This window comes from Paraburkholderia sp. SECH4 (genome assembly GCF_030511745.1).
Classification (GTDB): Bacteria; Pseudomonadota; Gammaproteobacteria; order Burkholderiales; family Burkholderiaceae; genus Paraburkholderia; species Paraburkholderia madseniana.
This window is the reverse complement of record NZ_JALOCP010000028.1, coordinates 54499-70479: the sequence shown is the minus strand read 5'-3', so window position 1 is coordinate 70479 and position 15981 is coordinate 54499. Positions and strand designations below refer to the sequence as shown.

Below are 15981 nucleotides of genomic sequence, written 5' to 3'. Positions count from 1 at the left end.
GACGCTCAACGGTATCGGGCAGCGGGGTGGGGTGTATTGAAGGAAATTGCTTTCAGTGCAGCGTAGCCGCAGCGCCGCAGCATTTCTTGAATTTCTTGCCGCTGCCGCAAGGACACGGGTCGTTGCGGCCCACCTTGGGTTCGGTGCGCTGCATCGTGGCGGCGAGCTTTCGCTCGTGCACAGCCTGGCGGTGCGGAAGCCAGAAACGATAGATCGCGGCGACGCTGGCGGGAATCTGTTTGGTGAGGGCTTCACGCTGTTCTGGCGTGTCGATCAACTGCTGCTCTTCCGGCGTAAGCTCCTCTGAGCCCATCAGGTGTAGCGGATTCAGCCATTCCCGAGCCTGCTCGCTATCGAACAGCGCTTGCCAGTCCGCCCGAACAACGGACAGGCCCTGCATGAAGCCGAAAGCCCACGCTTCGCCGTCGATGTATTCGCGTTCACTGTCGTCAACGCGGCTGAAGCCGAACACCGGTTCGAACTCATCGGGGTCATCTTCCAGGCTGATGATGATGCCGTTCATGTTCCGCAAGATCAGCCCAAGAATGTGTTGCGCCTGATCCATTGTTTCGAATGCGGGAGCGTCATTCTCGCTCGGCCCCCAGACACCCGGCAGCCAGTAACTGGGCGGTACGTTAGTCGGTCCGATGGCCATCGCAGTCAGATACCCGTCGAGCCCCTCGATCGTCAGCGTCTCTTCCGACGTTACGTCGGAAACCAGAAACTCATCGAGTTCGTCGAACTCTTCTTCGGAGAGCGGCGTAGCCAGATCGGCAGGGTTGAGTTTTGATTTGGACATAGCGAGGCTCCGGCGCTTCGAATCTTGGGTCACGATGGCAGGTCGGGCAATGCGGAGTCGGCTTGCTCGCACGGCACCCGTACCGCAGACCGCAAAGCAAAAAGCCCAGTCGCAAGGACCGGGCTTTTTGTTGAATGCTTTGGTGGGGCGTGAGTGACTCGAACACTCGACCTACGGATTAAGAGTCCGCTGCTCTACCAACTGAGCTAACGCCCCCAACAGAAGCGAAATTATGCCGAAACTTTCCGAGATTGCCAAGCCCCTTTAGCAGATTTCTTAAAAAATCTGGAAGGGCGGCGACCCGGCACCTGCGCTGCCGGCCGTTACGCACCGGGAAGGCGCGCGGCTCACCGTCCCGGTATCATGTCGCGGACACCTGCCGCTCGAAGCCTCGCGCGGCTTTCGACCGGGGACCACCATGGATGACAAAGAGATTATCGAGCTGCTCGACCGCATCCTCGCGCCCTGGGTCCGCGCGCTCACGCTGACCCCGGTCAAGGTCGACGAAGAAAGTGCGACGTTGCGCCTGCCGTTTTCCGGCGGACTGCGCCATTCCGGCGGCGTGATCTGCGGCCAGGTCTTCATGGCGGCGGCCGACACGGCAATGATCGTCGCGATTTCGGCCGCGCTCGGCGGCTTCAAGCCGATGAGCACCGTCTCGCTCAACATCAGTTTCATGCGCGCGGTCCGCAACGGCGACGTGCTGATCACCGCGCGCGTGCTGCGCATGGGCCGCAATCTCGTGTTCGGCGAAGTCGAGTTATTCGACGAAGCCGGCAACATGGCCGTCCACGCTACCACCACCTACGCGCTGCTCGACTGACACCTGAAACGGGCCAGCAAGCTGTATTAGAGGAAAAAGCCAAGATGTTCGATCAGGTCGTATTCGCTGGCGGCGGCAATCGCTGCTGGTGGCAGGCGGGATTCTGGGACGTGGTGCAGCCGGAGCTGGATATCCGTCCGCGTGTCATCGCTGGCATTTCGGCCGGCGCCGCCACTGCGTGCATGCTCTACACGCGCGATTCCGACTGGGTCATGCGCTATTACGAAGACGCGCTGCGCCACAACACCCGCAATGCCTACTGGGGCAATCTGCTGCGTGGCGAATCGGTGTTTCCGCATTACCGGATCTACCGGCAGGCGTTGCTCGATATCTACCGCGACAAATTTTCCACGCTCGCCGACGCGCCTGAAATCCGCATCGGCGTGTCGCACCTGCCGCGCTGGCTTGGCGCGCGCAGTGCAGTTGCCGCAGGCCTGATCGCGTACAACATCGAAAAGTACGTGCGCAAAACGCTGCATCCGACACTAGGTCAGACGCTCGGCTTTCATCCGGAATTCGTGCGAGCGCAGGATTGCGCGAGCGTCGAGGATCTCGCCGATCTGATCCTGCAATCGTCGAGTACGCCGCCGTTCACGCCGGTTTTACGGCGCAATGGCCGGCCGGTGCTCGACGGCGGGATGGTCGACAACGTGCCGGTCGGCGCGCTCGACGCCGATGCGCCCGGCAACGTGCTGGTGATGGTCACTCGCCTTTATCCACGGCCGCAGATGTTCGTCGTGCCACACGGCGTGCAGCAACGGCTCTACGTGCAACCGTCGCGCAAGGTGCCGATTTCGAGTTGGGACTACACGAGCCCCTCGCAGATGGTGCACGCGTACAACCTCGGTCGCACCGACGGCGAGGCCTTTCTGGAACGCATGCCCGATCTGCTGGAGGCCGGCGCGCACGAAGCGCGCTGAGGTGAGCAACGGCGCCGCCGATCCTCAAGGCGTTGCGTGGCTCGCGGCCTCGCGCCAGAGGAATTGGCGCGCAGATCGAACCCTGACGCAATCGCGAGCGGTTAGCGCGGGTGCTTCATCGAAAATTGCAGCCGGAGTCTAGCGCAGACGCTTAATGCCGACGCCCGCCCTGCAACGCTTCCGGATTCGCCACGCTGGCCGTGTCGCCGGCGTCGAAAGCCAGAATGTTCTGGAATGCCGCGGTGAAATACAACTCATAGCTCTCGCGCTCCACGTAGCCGATGTGCGGCGTGCAGATCACGTTCTCCATGCGCAGCAAGCTGTAGCCCTGCAGAATCGGCTCGCTTTCGTAGACGTCGATCGCGACCATCCCCGGACGATTGTGCGACAACGCACCGACGAGTGCGTTGTCGTCGAGCAGTTCGGCCCGGCTCGTGTTCACGAGCAACGCGGTCGGCTTCATCCGCATCAGGTCTTCCTGCTTGACGATACCGCGCGTGTCGTCATGCAGTCGCAGGTGCAACGACAGCACATCGCTTTGCTCGAACAACGCCTCGCGGCTCTCGGCCACGCCATAGCCGTCCGCGCGCGCCGCTTCGCGCGAATGCTCGCGACCCCAGATCAGCACGTTCATGCCGAACGCCTTGCCGTATCCGGCAACCAGCCGGCCGACCTTGCCGTAACCCCAAATCCCCAGCGTCTGACCGCGTAACACCTGGCCCAAACCGAAATTCGGCGGCAGCACCGATGTCTTCAGGCCGGACTGCTGCCAGGCCCCTTGCTTAAGGTTTGCTACGTATTGCGGAATCCGCCGTTGAGCGGCCATGATGAGGGCCCACGTCAGTTCGGCCGGCGCGATCGGTGAGCCGCTGCCTTCCAGCACGGCAATGCCGCGCTCGGTACAGGCTGCCAGATCGATATGGCTGGAGACTTTGCCGGTTTGGCTGATCATGCGCAAACGCGGCAACTTGTCGAGTAGTTGCGAGCTGATGCGGGTGCGTTCGCGGATCAGGACGAGTGCGTCGACTTCGGAAAGACGGCTCGCCAGTTGGCCGAGACCGCGGACTGTGTTGTTGAAAACCTTGACCTCATGGTCGGCCAGCAGTTGAAAGCAGTCGAGCTTGCGGACGGCGTCCTGGTAATCGTCGAGGATGGCAATCTTCATGGTATGTGTCTTGCGGCGCACCATAGCGGTGCGGAACGGAGTGTTATGCTGACTGTCCCACCATGTGACCCAGGTCACATGCCGGTCTGGCTGGATGCCTTACCGTAGAAGTTGCCGCGTAGAACGGCAGCGCCACGGCAAGGCCGATTGACATCGTTTTTAACAGTTTGTTGCGTGTTGAGGCAAGTCGCTTTACAGACGGTTGCAGAAGGCCGTCGGCGGGAACCTCCGTGCAACAGGCTGTGTGGCCCATGATGACCTGCACAAATTGCGCGTCGGCTTGTAGAAATGTCGTCGCGATGAATTGAACGCCTCTCGCATGCAGCGTCACTGGGCTTGTACCGTTTTTCTATTGCTTTCAAAACGGAGACAGGTCGATGAATCATCCCTCATTCGAAGGACAGCCCACTATCGAGGCGTCCGCAGGGGCGCCCGAATGGGTCAAGCACCGAAAACTGATCGACTGGGTCCAGCGCGTTGCCGCCAGGACCCAGCCCGATCGAATCGTCTGGTGCGACGGTTCACAGGAAGAGTACGACCGCCTGTGTGCCCAGATGGTCGAAGCCGGCACCCTCAAGAAACTCAATCCCGCCAAACGTCCCAATTCCTATCTCGCGTGGTCCGATCCGTCGGACGTGGCGCGTGTCGAAGACCGTACCTTCATCTGCTCGCAGCGTCGTGAAGATGCCGGGCCAACCAACAACTGGATCGAACCGGCTGAGATGCGCTCGACGCTCAACGGCCTCTTCGACGGCGCCATGCGCGGCCGCACCATGTATGTGGTGCCGTTCTCGATGGGGCCTCTCGGTTCGCCGATCGCGCACGTCGGCGTCGAGTTGAGCGACAGCCCGTACGTGGTGACCAACATGCGCATCATGACGCGCATGGGTCGCAAGGTGTACGAGGTGCTGGGCGAAGACGGCGAGTTCGTGCCGTGCGTGCACTCGGTCGGCGCGCCGCTTGCGGCGGGCGCAAAAGACGTGCCGTGGCCGTGCAACGAGACCAAATACATCGTCCATTTCCCCGAATCGCGCGAGATCTGGAGCTACGGCTCGGGCTACGGCGGCAATGCGCTGCTCGGCAAGAAGTGCTTCGCGCTGCGCATCGCCTCCACGATGGGCCGCGACGAAGGCTGGCTCGCCGAACACATGCTGATTCTCGGCGTGACGTCGCCGCAAGGACATAAGCATCATGTCGCGGCGGCGTTTCCGTCGGCTTGCGGCAAGACCAACTTCGCGATGCTGATTCCGCCGGAAGGTCTGAATGGCTGGAAAATCTCCACGATCGGCGACGATATTGCGTGGATCAAGCCGGGTAAGGACGGCCGTCTGTACGCGATCAACCCGGAGGCGGGGTATTTCGGCGTCGCGCCGGGCACGAGCGAAAAGACCAACTTCAACGCAATGGCCACGTTGAAGGAAAACGTCATCTTCACGAACGTCGCGCTGACCGACGACGGCGACGTCTGGTGGGAGGGCATGACCGACGAGCCGCCCGCGCACCTGATCGACTGGCAGGGCAAGGACTGGACGCCGGCGAGCGCGAAGGAGAGCGGGCGCAAGGCCGCGCACCCGAACGCACGGTTCACGGCGCCGGCTTCGCAATGTCCGTCGATCGATGCCGACTGGGAGAACCCGGCAGGTGTTGCGATTGACGCGTTCATTTTCGGCGGCCGCCGTTCGACCACCGTGCCACTCGTCACGGAAGCGCGCAACTGGGTCGAGGGCGTCTACATGGCGGCCACCATGGGCTCGGAAACGACCGCGGCGGCGGCGGGGCAGCAGGGCGTGGTGCGCCGCGACCCGTTCGCAATGCTGCCGTTCTGCGGCTACAACATGAGCGACTACTTCGGGCACTGGCTGAAAACCGGCGAGCGTCTCGAGAAACTGAACGCAAAGCTGCCGAAGATCTTCTGCGTCAACTGGTTCCGCAAGGGCGCGGACGGCAAGTTCGTCTGGCCGGGCTTCGGCGAGAACATGCGCGTGTTGAGCTGGATGGTCGGGCGCATCGAAGGCAAGGCGCAAGGTGAAGAGCACGCGTTCGGCGTGTCGCCGCACTATGAAGACATCGACTGGCGCGGCCTGGATTTCAGCCGCGAGCAATTCCAGCAGGTGATCTCGGTCGACGACGCAGCTTGGCGCGCCGAACTCGCGCTCCATACCGAGCTATTTGACACGTTGCAGCAAGGCCTGCCGCCGGCTTTGACGCAGACCAAGCTCACACTCGAAGGAAAGCTCGCTGCCTGACTAGGTGAGCGGTCACTTCGCGCAGAAGCCGCCTTCGGGCGGTTTTTCTTTGCCGGTCCGACGCCGCGTCGGGATTTTTTCTGATTTCACAATGCCGAGACGACCGTTGCATCTGTTCGAACAAAAAAGACAGTGCAAGCTGCGGTGCAGCAGATTGTTGCTCCCATCGGAACAATCGAGATGCGTGCCCTACATTGAGGGACACAGTCGCACAAATATCGACAATATTTCGGCTTTCGCGGGCAACTTCTGCACGATTTCGCGAGTCGTAGGAGAATTCCAAGTTCGCTTCACTGGTTTTCACTAATTGTCAGGAAGCAGTAACACGGCAGGAGTTGTCTTATGGATCATTTGCAGTCGATGCGAGTTTTCGTCAAAGTGGCGGATCTCGGCAGTTTTGCCCGCGCTGCGAGCGCGATGGATATTTCCAACGCAGTTGCCACCCGTCACGTTGCCGATCTCGAAGGCCGTCTTGGTACGCGGCTGCTCAATCGCACAACCCGCAGCTTGTCTCTGACCGAATCCGGCCAGGTTTATCTCGAGCGCGCGCGCCAGATTCTCGACGAACTGGAAGACGTCGAGCAGATGGTGGTCGCGCGCAATCACGAACCCGTCGGCACGCTGCGCATAGTCGCACCGGTCGTGTTTGGGTTGCATAACCTTGCGCCCGTGCTGCAAACCTACGCGGAGCGCTATCCGAAAGTCATTCCCGATGTCACGCTGGTCGACCGTCAGGTTGATCTGGTCGAAGAAGGTTTCGACGTCGGTGTGGTGGTCACGCGGCAGATGCGCAGCGCGAGCATTGTCACGCGGCGCTTGACCACCGGTTGCATGACGGTATGCGCGACGCCCGCGTATCTGGAAAAGCACGGCACGCCCACGCGTCCCGAGCATCTGCTCGAGCACCCGTGCCTGAGCTTGCCGTCCGAGTATTGGGGCGACGAGCGGGTGTTCACGGGTTCGGAGGGCGAAGTGCGCGTGCGGCCGGTCAACGTCATCGTGGCGAACAACACGGAGATGCTGCGGCAGTTCGCGCTGCTCGGCATGGGCATCGCGATTCTGCCGAGCTACCTGATCGGGCGTGACATGACGCGCGGCAGGCTCGTGCGTTTGCTCGGCGATTTCCGTTTGCCGCAGGTCGAGATCAACATCGCGTATCCGAGCCGCCGTCACTTGCCGGCGAAGGTGCGAACGTTTATCGATCATCTGGTCGAGCATTTCAGCCAGACGCCGAATAGTCTGCTCGGTGAGCAGTGGATCAAGGACGGGCTTGGCAGGCCCGCCACGTCCGCCGCGCTCGATTCAGCGGATCCCATGCCGCCGGAAGCGTTCGATGGCGCTGAGCCGCTGTCACGGCTGCTGGATAGCGAGTTGTCGCCGCTGCCGAAGACTTTGGCAAAGACGACGAATCGTCCGCGGCCTACCGCTCTGTCGCCGCTGTAACTAGTCGGGCGATGGCGCCGGCAGCGCTTGAGGCAAGCGCTGCCGGGCCGACAAATAAAAAAGGCGCAGTCACGTAAGTGACTGCGCCTTTTTTATCGGCAAGTTCGAAGCTGGCTGGAAGCAGAATACCCTCCAGCCTCCGCCCGAATTACGAGCCCGTCTTGCGTGCTACTGCTTTCTTAGCCGGCGCCTTCTTGGCAGCGGCGGTCTTTTTCGCAGCCGCCGTCTTCGTAGCGGGCACTTTCTTCGCTGCGGCCTTTTTGGCGGGCACTGCCTTCACTGCGACCGGTGCGTCTTCGTCATCAGACTCCGGCGCTGCCTTCGCTGCAGTCTTGGCCGCCGCGGTTTTCGCTGCGGTCTTGGCCGACGGCTCTTTCTTCTCGAATTCGAAGCCGATCTTGCCGTCGTTCTGCTTGACGAGGAACGCCTTGAAGTTGCGGCCGGTGCGCGACGACTTGAAGTTCGTCAGCAGATCGGTGCGTCCTTCCTCGAGCAACTTCGCCATCTGCTCACGCGCGATTTCCTGCTGCAGAATCACCTTGCCCGAGCGGAAATCACAAGTCTTCGGATTCGCGACCGAGTTCTCGCAGACATAGCTCATACCGTGTTCGAACACGCGGCCCTTGCACTTCGGGCACGCGCCGACCGCCTCTTGATCGGAGAAGTCAGGCGGTTCGCCGTCTTCGCCGCCCGAATCCTGACCGAAGTCGAATTCGAGCTTGTAGTTCTTGATCTCGTCATCGAGCGAAAGCTTGAGGATCGCGGAGAACGGACGGCCCATCTTGCTGCGGAAACCCGACAGCGGTCCGATCGTCTTGTTCTGCAGCAGCTCTTCAACTTCCGGGATTTCGAACTGACGGCCGCCCGGAATCTTCGAGATCGAAAACTCGCACTTCGAGCATGCAAAGCGCCGATAGTTTTCCTTCACCTGACCGCCGCAATTCGGACACGGCGTCTGCAACGTCGCGTAATCGCCGGGGATCGTGTCGGAATCGTATTCCTTCGCGCGCTTGACGATGGTTTGCGTCATGCGGGCGATTTCCTGCATGAACGCGTCGCGCGGCAGGTTGCCACGCTCCATCTGCGAGAGCTTGTATTCCCACTCGCCGGTCAATTCCGGCGCGGTCAGTTCCTTCACGCCGAGACCGCGCAGCAGCGTCATCAACTGGAATGCTTTGGCAGTCGGAATCAGATCGCGGCCTTCGCGGATCAGATACTTTTCGCCAAGCAGCCCTTCGATGATGGCGGCGCGCGTGGCCGGCGTGCCGAGCCCCTTGGCCGCCATGGCTTCGCGCAATTCGTCGTCTTCGACCAGCTTGCCCGCGCCTTCCATGGCCGACAGCAAGGTCGCTTCGTTGTAGCGTGCGGGCGGTTTCGTCACCAGTTGCTGGGCGGCGATCTTGTCCGTCTTGACCTTCTCGTCCTTCTGCACCGGCACGAGGTTCGCGTCTTCGCCGCTGATTTCGCGGCCATAGACCTGCAACCAGCCCGGTTCGACCAGCACCTTGCCTTCAGTCTTGAAGTGATGGCCGACCACTTCCGTGATCCGCGTCGTTACTCGATATTCCGCGGCCGGGAAGAACACCGACAGGAAGCGCTTCACGACCAGGTCGTAGAGCTTCTGTTCCGGCTCGGACAGATTCTTCGGCGCCTGCGCCGTCGGGATGATTGCGAAGTGGTCGCTGATCTTCGAATTATCGAAGATGCGCTTGTTCGGCTTCACCCAACCCTTGTCGAGCACCTGCTTGGCGTACGGGAGATAGTTGTTGCTCTCCTTGAGCATGCCAAGCGTTTCCTTGACCGTATCCATATAGTCTTCCGGCAACGCGCGCGCGTCGGTCCGGGGATAGGTCAGCACCTTGTGCTTTTCGTACAACGCCTGAGCGAGACCCAGCGTGTTCTTCGCCGAGAAGCCGAAGCGGCCGTTGGCCTCGCGCTGCAAGCTGGTCAGGTCGAACAGTGCCGGCGACAGTTGCGTGGACGGCTTCGATTCTTCGGTTACCTTGCCGATCTGGCCGCGGCAGGCGGCGACGATCGTCTCAGCCGCGGGCAGTGCCCACAGGCGCGAATCGCGTTTTTCCGGATCGAACTCGTCGCGCTTGAATTGCGGATCGAACCAGCGGCCTTCGTAGAAACCGGCCGCGCAGACAAACTCCGCCTTCACTTCCCAGTAATCACGCGGCACGAAGCGGCGAATCTTTTCTTCGCGCTCGACGACGATCGACAGCGTCGGCGTCTGCACCCGCCCAACCGTGGTCAGGAAGAAGCCGCCGCCCTTGCTGTTGAACGCGGTCATGGCGCGCGTGCCGTTGATGCCGACCAGCCAGTCCGCTTCCGAACGGCAGCGTGCGGCATCCGCGAGCGGCTGCATTTCTTCGTCGCTACGCAGACGGGCAAAGCCGTCGCGAATCGAGCCGGCGGTCATCGACTGAAGCCACAGACGCTGTACCGGTTGCTTGGCTTTCGCGTGCTGCGCGATCAGGCGGAAAATCAGCTCGCCCTCGCGCCCCGCGTCACATGCGTTGATCAGGCGATCGACGTCTTTACGCTTGAGCAGCTTGGTCAGCACCTTCAGGCGCGACTCGCTCTTGGCGATCGGATTCAGATCGAAATGCGGCGGAATGACGGGCAGGTTGGCGAAACTCCACTTGCCGCGTTTGACTTCATAGTCTTCGGGCGCGGCGATTTCCAGCAAGTGGCCGACTGCCGAGGAAAGGACGTAGTCGTCGCTTTCGTAGTATTCGTCATGCTTGGTAAAGCCGCCCAAAGCGCGCGCGATGTCGTTCGCGACGGAAGGCTTTTCGGCGATGATCAGTGCTTTGGACATGACTCGATGTGAGGTTGGTAGATCCGGGTTGATGGCCTTGAGTGCGCATTTATTAGCGCGACCCTCGTTTGCGACCTTTGCGACCCAATAACGACCGCTTTATAGCACACGGCGCCAGCGCGGCGTGTCAAGTGCCATAAAAAGCGCGCCATGATAATTGCGCGCTCAGTAACTGGGCAAGCTGCGGAAAACGCGCTGTGTGTCGCTCGCAACGCCCGTGCCGCAAGGTTCAGCGGCTGGCGCCCACATTCACGCGACGGCGAGCGCGGGCCGCAGTTTGGGCGCGCCGCTGACGCCCGGCACGGCCGTTAGATCGGACAACATCCGCTCCACAATCGCCGCCTGCGGCAAAACCGTGCCAAAAAAACGTGTCGTTACTGAGTCTTCGATCAGGATGGTCGGGAAATTTTCGACATCCAGATCGTCGAAGCGGTCCGCATGGGTTTCGATGTCGATCCATGCGAAACAGATCTCCGGATGCTTATCGGCCAGCCGGTCGAAGGCGTCCCGATACTCACGACAGGTTCCGCACCACTCCGCGCACAGGCAGGCCACGAACAGCGTGTCGGGTTCGTTGACGCGCTCGGCGATCCGGTCTTGGTCGGTGTCGAGATTCAGCGCGGGCATGGTGGTTCCTTGCGTACTTTTGTCAGGTGCTTTGGCGCGAATGTAGCATGGCCGATCCCGAATGGTGGTCAACCCTGGTCGATGCGGGGTCAGCCGTGGGTGGCTCGCGTGAAGCGGCCGCCGGGCAGCGCGGTCACCTGGCCGGCGAGTTCGAGCTGCAGCAGCGTGTTTTGCAATGCCGCGTCCCCCATCTCGGTGCGGGTGGCAAGAATTTCAAGCGTGGCGGGGGCGTGACCGAGTGCGTCGAGGAGTTGCAACGCCTCTGCGCTCATGGCCGGCGGGGCCTCGGATGCTGCCGGCGCAGCCGTCAATTCCGGCTGAGTCGCGGCTGAGGCTGGCGCGGCTGCCGAATCCGGTTGATCTGCCACCGACGCCAGCCCCGTTGAGGAATTTCGCCAGCCCGCCTCGCCGTCCCAAAGAACGGCTTGCCCGCTGGCGGCCTTCGTTGCCACGGGCCTCGAGACGCCCAGTTCCTCCAACACCTCATCGGGCGTTTCCACCAGCTTGGCGCCCTGCTTGATGATCCGATGACAACCGCGCGACAACGGCGCATGGATCGAGCCGGGCAACGCGAAGATATCGCGCCCCATTTCATTGGCGAGCCGCGCCGTGATCAGCGAGCCCGAGCGCATGGCGGCCTCGACGATCACAACCCCGCTGACGAGGCCGGCGATCAAGCGGTTACGCTGTGGAAAATTGGCGGCGCGCGCCGGTGTGCCGAGCGGCCATTCCGACAGGATCGCGCCTTGCATTGCAATCTGCCGCGCCAGTGCATGATGCGCGGCCGGATACACGAGGTCCGCGCCGGTGCCGATTACGGCCACCGTGCTACCGACGCCTTCCAGGCCGCCCCGATGCGCGGCACCGTCGATGCCCAGCGCGAGCCCCGATACGATCGTGACACCGGCCTGCGAAAGCTCGCGCGCGAAACGCTCCGCATCCTCAGCGCCTTGCGGTGTCGCGCTGCGGCTGCCAACCAGCGCGACCGCCCTCGTATGCAACAGATCCAGCCGGCCCTTTATATATAGTAGTGGCGGCGGATCGGGCATGGTCAGCAGCGCGGGCGGGTAGGCGGGATCGTCGAGTGTCACCACGTGGTTGCCGGGCAGCTCGCGCCATGCGATTACCGCGTCGAGTTGCGCATCGAAATCTGGGCTGGACGGCGCCAGCACGGCGCGCGCCGCGGCCTCGCCCGCGATCCCGGCAAGTGCCTCGGGCGATTGATTGAAGATCGCTTCCGGCAGTCCGAAAGCGCCCAGAAGTAGGCGCAGGGCAGCGGGCTTCAGCCCCGGCGCGAGCGAAAGCCGCAGCCAGGCGGCGAGTTCAATATCGGTTGCGGGCAAGGTATGCATTGACGGTCGATCCTCTTACGGAGCCAGCGGGCAGGCGGGCGCCATGCTAAAATTTTCATCATCCGAAATAACTGCAGCGCCGCGCCCACCCGCGCGGGCTCGTCGTTTGGCGCACGTGGCGCGTTGAATCGAACCGGTTCGACAGCCTCTATCCTCTGCGTAACGCGATGTGCCCACAACCTGGCCGAATGGCCAACGCTAGCCTTCCACCGGCAGCGGCGCCGAAAAAACACACTCAAGATCATGGCTTTACTGAACATTCTCAATTACCCGGACAAGCGGTTGCACAAGATTGCGAAGCCGGTCGAAGCGGTCAACGACCGCATCCGCCGGCTCGTCGCCGACATGGCCGAAACGATGTATGGCGCGCCCGGCGTCGGCCTCGCGGCGACCCAGGTGGACGTGCATGAACGCGTGATCGTGATCGACGTGTCGGAAACGCACGACGAGCTGCTCGCCTTCATCAATCCGGAAATCATCTGGTCGAGCGACGAGAAGAAGTTGTCGGAAGAGGGCTGCCTCTCGGTACCAGGCATTTACGATAACGTCGAGCGCGCCGAGAAAGTGCGCGTGCGGGCGCTGAACGAGAAGGGCGAGACCTTCGAGCTGGATTGCGAAGGCTTGCTGGCCGTTTGCATTCAACACGAAATGGATCACCTGATGGGCCGCGTGTTCGTCGAGTACCTGTCGTCGCTCAAGCAGACGCGCATCAAGAGCAAGATGAAGAAGCTCGCCCACGCGATGTAACGCGCGTCCACCTCGCCTACTGCCCCCTTCATGAGTCATTCGTTGCGCGTCATCTTTGCCGGTACGCCGGAGTTCGCCGCGGCCGCGCTTGCCGCGATTCACAGCGCCGGTTTTCCGGTGCCGCTCGTGCTGACTCAGCCCGACCGGCCCGCGGGACGCGGGATGAAATTGAAGGCGAGTCCGGTCAAACGCTACGCGCAGGAACACGGGCTTGCTGTGGCGCAGCCGCCTTCGCTGCGCCGCGCCGGCAAATATCCGGCCGAGGCCACCGCCGCGATCGATCAACTGCGCGCCACGCCGCACGACGTGATGGTGGTGGCCGCATATGGTCTGATCCTGCCTCAGGAAGTGCTCGATATTCCGCCGCTGGGTTGCATCAACATTCACGGGTCGCTGTTGCCGCGCTGGCGCGGCGCCGCGCCGATCCACCGTGCGATCGAGGCGGGCGACACGGAAACCGGTATCACGCTGATGCAGATGGACGTCGGCCTCGATACCGGCGCGATGATTTCCGAAGTGCGCACACCGATTTCCGCCGACGACACGACGGCCACGCTCCACGACCGCCTCGCACAGGACGGCGCGAAGCTGATCGTCGAAGCACTGATCGAACTCGAGCGTAGCGGCAAGCTGGCGGCAACGCCGCAACCCGCGGACGGCGTGACTTACGCGGAAAAGATCGGCAAGCACGAGGCTGCACTCGACTGGAGTAAGCCAGCCACGGTCCTTGCGCGTCAGGTGCGCGCGTTCGACCCGTTCCCCGGCGGCGTGGGCACGCTGGAAGACGGTACGTCGATCAAGATCTGGGCGGCGGTCCCGGTCGAGGCGCAAGGCAACACAGCGCCCGGCACGATCGCCGACGTTTCTCCGGAAGGCGTCGTGGTTGCCTGTGGCGAAGGCGCCCTGCGTCTCACGCAATTGCAAAAACCCGGCGGCAAGCGCTTGCCGGTGCGCGAATTCCTGGCCGGCGCCACGCTGGCCGCGGGTCAGCGTTTCCAGCTTCCCGAAACAAAATAACCGCCTTGCGCATAGCTTGAACATCGTCCATTCGGCCGATGTTCAAGAGCCCCGCTGCAAGTCTGCAGCGCGTTAGAATCCTCTATGCAACAGCCCGCGTTTAGAGGATCTCCATGTTTGGCATCACCCATTTCGAGTTTTTCGTCGTCGCGGTCTTTCTGCTGAATGTGACGCCCGGTCCCGATACGGCTTACATCGTCGGGCGCAGCGTCGCACAGGGTCGTGGCGCAGGGCTGATGTCCGCGCTCGGCATCTCCGCCGGTTGCTGCGTTCATTCGCTTGCCTGCGCGTTCGGCCTGACGGCGCTGCTGGCCGCTTCGGCCACCGCATTCACCGTTATCAAGTTCGTCGGTGCTATTTATCTGATGTATCTCGGCCTGCGCCTGATTTTCGCGAAGCCGGCGGCAGACCAGGCGGTGGGTGAAGCGCGCGCGGCCGGCGCGCCGAAATCATTGCGTCAGTTGTTCCTGCAAGGCTTCTGGACCAATGTGCTGAATCCCAAGGTCGTGCTGTTCTTCGTGTCGTTCTTTCCGCAATTCGTCACAACGGGCAGCGACCATAAAGCGCTGGCGTTCCTCACGCTCGGCGGAGTGTTCGTCGTTATGAGCATGATCTGGAACAGTTTTGTCGCGTGGGTTGCCGGCAGCGTGACCCAGCGCTTCTCCGGCCAGCCCTTGATGAAGCGGTGGCTGGATCGCGGCGTCGGCAGCGCATTCGTCGGCTTGGGCATCAAGCTCGCCACCGCATCAAGATGATTGAATTTTCCTCACGCGCCCATATCTAACATTTCGCTTACAATCAGCCGCCGCGATCACGCGGCGCAGATATGAACCCGCGTTAGGGCAAGGAGTAGCAGACATGTTCAATTGGGTCAAAACCGCGATGTTGATGGCCGCGATCACGGCCCTTTTCATCGTGATCGGCGGGATGATCGGCGGGTCGCGCGGCATGACGATCGCGCTCGTGATCGCCCTTGGGATGAATTTCTTTTCGTACTGGTTCTCGGACAAGATGGTCCTGCGCATGTACAACGCGCAGGAAGTCGACGAAAACAGTGCGCCGCAGTTCTATCGCATGGTGCGCGAGCTTTCCACGCGTGCCGGCCTGCCAATGCCGCGCGTCTACCTGATCAACGAAGACGCGCCGAACGCGTTTGCTACCGGCCGCAATCCGGAGCATGCGGCTGTCGCCGCCACCACGGGCATCCTGCGCGTGTTGTCTGAGCGCGAAATGCGCGGCGTGATGGCGCACGAACTGGCGCACGTGAAGCACCGCGACATTCTGATCTCCACGGTTTCGGCGACCATGGCCGGCGCCATTTCCGCACTGGCGAACTTCGCGATGTTCTTCGGCAGCCGTGACGAAAACGGCCGTCCGACGAACCCGATCGCGGGCATCGCTGTCGCGTTGCTCGCGCCGATCGCCGGCGCGCTGATTCAGATGGCGATTTCGCGTGCGCGTGAATTCGAAGCGGACCGCGGCGGCGCGCAGATTTCCGGCGATCCGCAGGCGCTCGCCTCGGCGCTCGACAAGATCCATCGCTACGCGAGCGGCATTCCGTTCCCCACGGCCGAGCAGCATCCGGCCACCGCGCAGATGATGATCATGAATCCGCTGTCGGGCGGCGGCATCGCGAATCTGTTCTCGACGCACCCGGCCACCGAGGAACGCGTCGCGCGTTTGATGGAAATGGCGCGCACGCGGCGCTTCGAGTAACGGTGCACTGATCCCGGCGATCCGGCGATCCGGCGATCCGGCGATCCGTCGATCCGGCATGACGAAAGGCGAGTCTGCTGGCTCGCCTTTTTGCTTAAGCGGCCGGACCGCGGATTAGTAGCGGCACGACCGGATGCGGCCAATGCGGAGCACTTTCGCTCCGGGCGCAGCGTCGCTTGCCCTCCGCTGCGAGGCCTTGCCCTATTGCTCGCGCCTCGGCTGGCGCGGCTACGCGCCACCCTCGGCGGCCTTCGCCCCGCGCCACGCTACAATGTGTGCTGTTTGCGCCGCGCGTACCG

Annotated in this window: 13 protein-coding genes and 1 tRNA gene; 8 read left to right on the top strand and 6 right to left on the bottom strand. The window is 62.3% G+C overall.

Annotation, left to right across the window (positions count from 1 at the left end):
• Window positions 1-52 precede the first annotated feature (52 nt).
• Complete coding sequence (locus M0D67_RS29955; protein WP_266240719.1) at window positions 53-799, bottom strand: UPF0149 family protein; 747 nt, start codon at window positions 797-799, stop codon at window positions 53-55.
• A 140-nt stretch (window positions 800-939) separates the two neighbouring features.
• Window positions 940-1015, bottom strand: a tRNA-Lys gene (locus M0D67_RS29950).
• A 202-nt stretch (window positions 1016-1217) separates the two neighbouring features.
• On the opposite strand from M0D67_RS29950, the gene M0D67_RS29945 reads away from it, so the two are divergent.
• Complete coding sequence (locus tag M0D67_RS29945; RefSeq protein ID WP_097390878.1) at window positions 1218-1622, top strand: PaaI family thioesterase; 405 nt, start codon at window positions 1218-1220, stop codon at window positions 1620-1622.
• Between the two features lie 44 nt (window positions 1623-1666).
• Window positions 1667-2542, top strand: a complete 876-nt coding sequence (locus M0D67_RS29940; RefSeq protein ID WP_266240718.1) for a patatin-like phospholipase family protein — start codon at window positions 1667-1669, stop codon at window positions 2540-2542.
• 151 nt (window positions 2543-2693) lie between these two features.
• Here M0D67_RS29940 and M0D67_RS29935 read toward each other — a convergent pair whose 3' ends face one another.
• Window positions 2694-3707 carry a D-2-hydroxyacid dehydrogenase family protein gene (locus M0D67_RS29935; protein WP_266240717.1) on the bottom strand — a complete coding sequence of 338 codons (1014 nt, stop codon included), beginning with the start codon at window positions 3705-3707 and terminating at the stop codon, window positions 2694-2696.
• Window positions 3708-4084: 377 nt separating this feature from the next.
• On the opposite strand from M0D67_RS29935, the gene M0D67_RS29930 reads away from it, so the two are divergent.
• Together M0D67_RS29930 and M0D67_RS29925 are read left to right on the top strand one after the other, a co-directional pair.
• A complete protein-coding gene (locus M0D67_RS29930) occupies window positions 4085-5953 on the top strand; it encodes a phosphoenolpyruvate carboxykinase (GTP) (protein WP_171925231.1) in 1869 nt (622 codons plus the stop codon).
• Between the two features lie 342 nt (window positions 5954-6295).
• Window positions 6296-7396, top strand: a complete 1101-nt coding sequence (locus M0D67_RS29925) for a LysR family transcriptional regulator (RefSeq protein WP_097390881.1) — start codon at window positions 6296-6298, stop codon at window positions 7394-7396.
• Window positions 7397-7544: 148 nt separating this feature from the next.
• On the opposite strand, the gene M0D67_RS29920 is transcribed toward M0D67_RS29925, so the two are convergent.
• From M0D67_RS29920 to dprA, 3 genes are all read right to left on the bottom strand, one after another.
• Window positions 7545-10223 (bottom strand): DNA topoisomerase III, encoded by a 2679-nt coding sequence (locus M0D67_RS29920; RefSeq protein ID WP_171925230.1) that lies wholly within the window; start codon window positions 10221-10223, stop codon window positions 7545-7547.
• 249 nt (window positions 10224-10472) lie between these two features.
• Entirely contained in the window at window positions 10473-10850 is a 378-nt protein-coding gene (locus M0D67_RS29915; RefSeq protein WP_097390883.1) for a thioredoxin family protein, read from the bottom strand.
• A gap of 89 nt (window positions 10851-10939) precedes the next feature.
• Window positions 10940-12202, bottom strand: a complete 1263-nt coding sequence (gene dprA / locus M0D67_RS29910; RefSeq protein ID WP_266240716.1) for a DNA-processing protein DprA — start codon at window positions 12200-12202, stop codon at window positions 10940-10942.
• Window positions 12203-12445: 243 nt separating this feature from the next.
• Between dprA and def the strand changes: the two genes are divergently transcribed.
• The 4 genes from def to htpX all read left to right on the top strand — a co-directional run bounded on the left by def (window position 12446) and on the right by htpX (window position 15682).
• Complete coding sequence (gene def, locus M0D67_RS29905) at window positions 12446-12949, top strand: peptide deformylase (protein ID WP_154559666.1); 504 nt, start codon at window positions 12446-12448, stop codon at window positions 12947-12949.
• Window positions 12950-12979: 30 nt separating this feature from the next.
• Window positions 12980-13966 (top strand): methionyl-tRNA formyltransferase, encoded by a 987-nt coding sequence (fmt, locus tag M0D67_RS29900; RefSeq protein WP_266240715.1) that lies wholly within the window; start codon window positions 12980-12982, stop codon window positions 13964-13966.
• A 113-nt stretch (window positions 13967-14079) separates the two neighbouring features.
• Window positions 14080-14721: a LysE family translocator gene (locus M0D67_RS29895; protein ID WP_266240714.1), complete on the top strand. Its 642-nt coding sequence runs from the start codon at window positions 14080-14082 to the stop codon at window positions 14719-14721.
• Between the two features lie 103 nt (window positions 14722-14824).
• Complete coding sequence (gene htpX / locus M0D67_RS29890; RefSeq protein WP_266240713.1) at window positions 14825-15682, top strand: zinc metalloprotease HtpX; 858 nt, start codon at window positions 14825-14827, stop codon at window positions 15680-15682.
• Window positions 15683-15981 lie beyond the last annotated feature (299 nt).

Bases quoted from the DNA above. Each gene is read 5' to 3' on its own strand.
- M0D67_RS29945 (WP_097390878.1), top strand. From the start codon at position 1,218: ATGGATGACAAAGAGATTATCGAGCTGCTCGACCGCATCCTCGCGCCC.
- M0D67_RS29930 (WP_171925231.1), top strand. From the start codon at position 4,085: ATGAATCATCCCTCATTCGAAGGACAGCCCACTATCGAGGCGTCCGCA.
- htpX (WP_266240713.1), top strand. From the start codon at position 14,825: ATGTTCAATTGGGTCAAAACCGCGATGTTGATGGCCGCGATCACGGCC.
- fmt (WP_266240715.1), top strand. From the start codon at position 12,980: ATGAGTCATTCGTTGCGCGTCATCTTTGCCGGTACGCCGGAGTTCGCC.
- M0D67_RS29895 (WP_266240714.1), top strand. From the start codon at position 14,080: ATGTTTGGCATCACCCATTTCGAGTTTTTCGTCGTCGCGGTCTTTCTG.
- M0D67_RS29915 (WP_097390883.1), bottom strand. From the start codon at position 10,850: ATGCCCGCGCTGAATCTCGACACCGACCAAGACCGGATCGCCGAGCGC.
- M0D67_RS29920 (WP_171925230.1), bottom strand. From the start codon at position 10,223: ATGTCCAAAGCACTGATCATCGCCGAAAAGCCTTCCGTCGCGAACGAC.
- M0D67_RS29940 (WP_266240718.1), top strand. From the start codon at position 1,667: ATGTTCGATCAGGTCGTATTCGCTGGCGGCGGCAATCGCTGCTGGTGG.
- dprA (WP_266240716.1), bottom strand. From the start codon at position 12,202: ATGCATACCTTGCCCGCAACCGATATTGAACTCGCCGCCTGGCTGCGG.
- M0D67_RS29925 (WP_097390881.1), top strand. From the start codon at position 6,296: ATGGATCATTTGCAGTCGATGCGAGTTTTCGTCAAAGTGGCGGATCTC.
- def (WP_154559666.1), top strand. From the start codon at position 12,446: ATGGCTTTACTGAACATTCTCAATTACCCGGACAAGCGGTTGCACAAG.
- M0D67_RS29935 (WP_266240717.1), bottom strand. From the start codon at position 3,707: ATGAAGATTGCCATCCTCGACGATTACCAGGACGCCGTCCGCAAGCTC.
- M0D67_RS29955 (WP_266240719.1), bottom strand. From the start codon at position 799: ATGTCCAAATCAAAACTCAACCCTGCCGATCTGGCTACGCCGCTCTCC.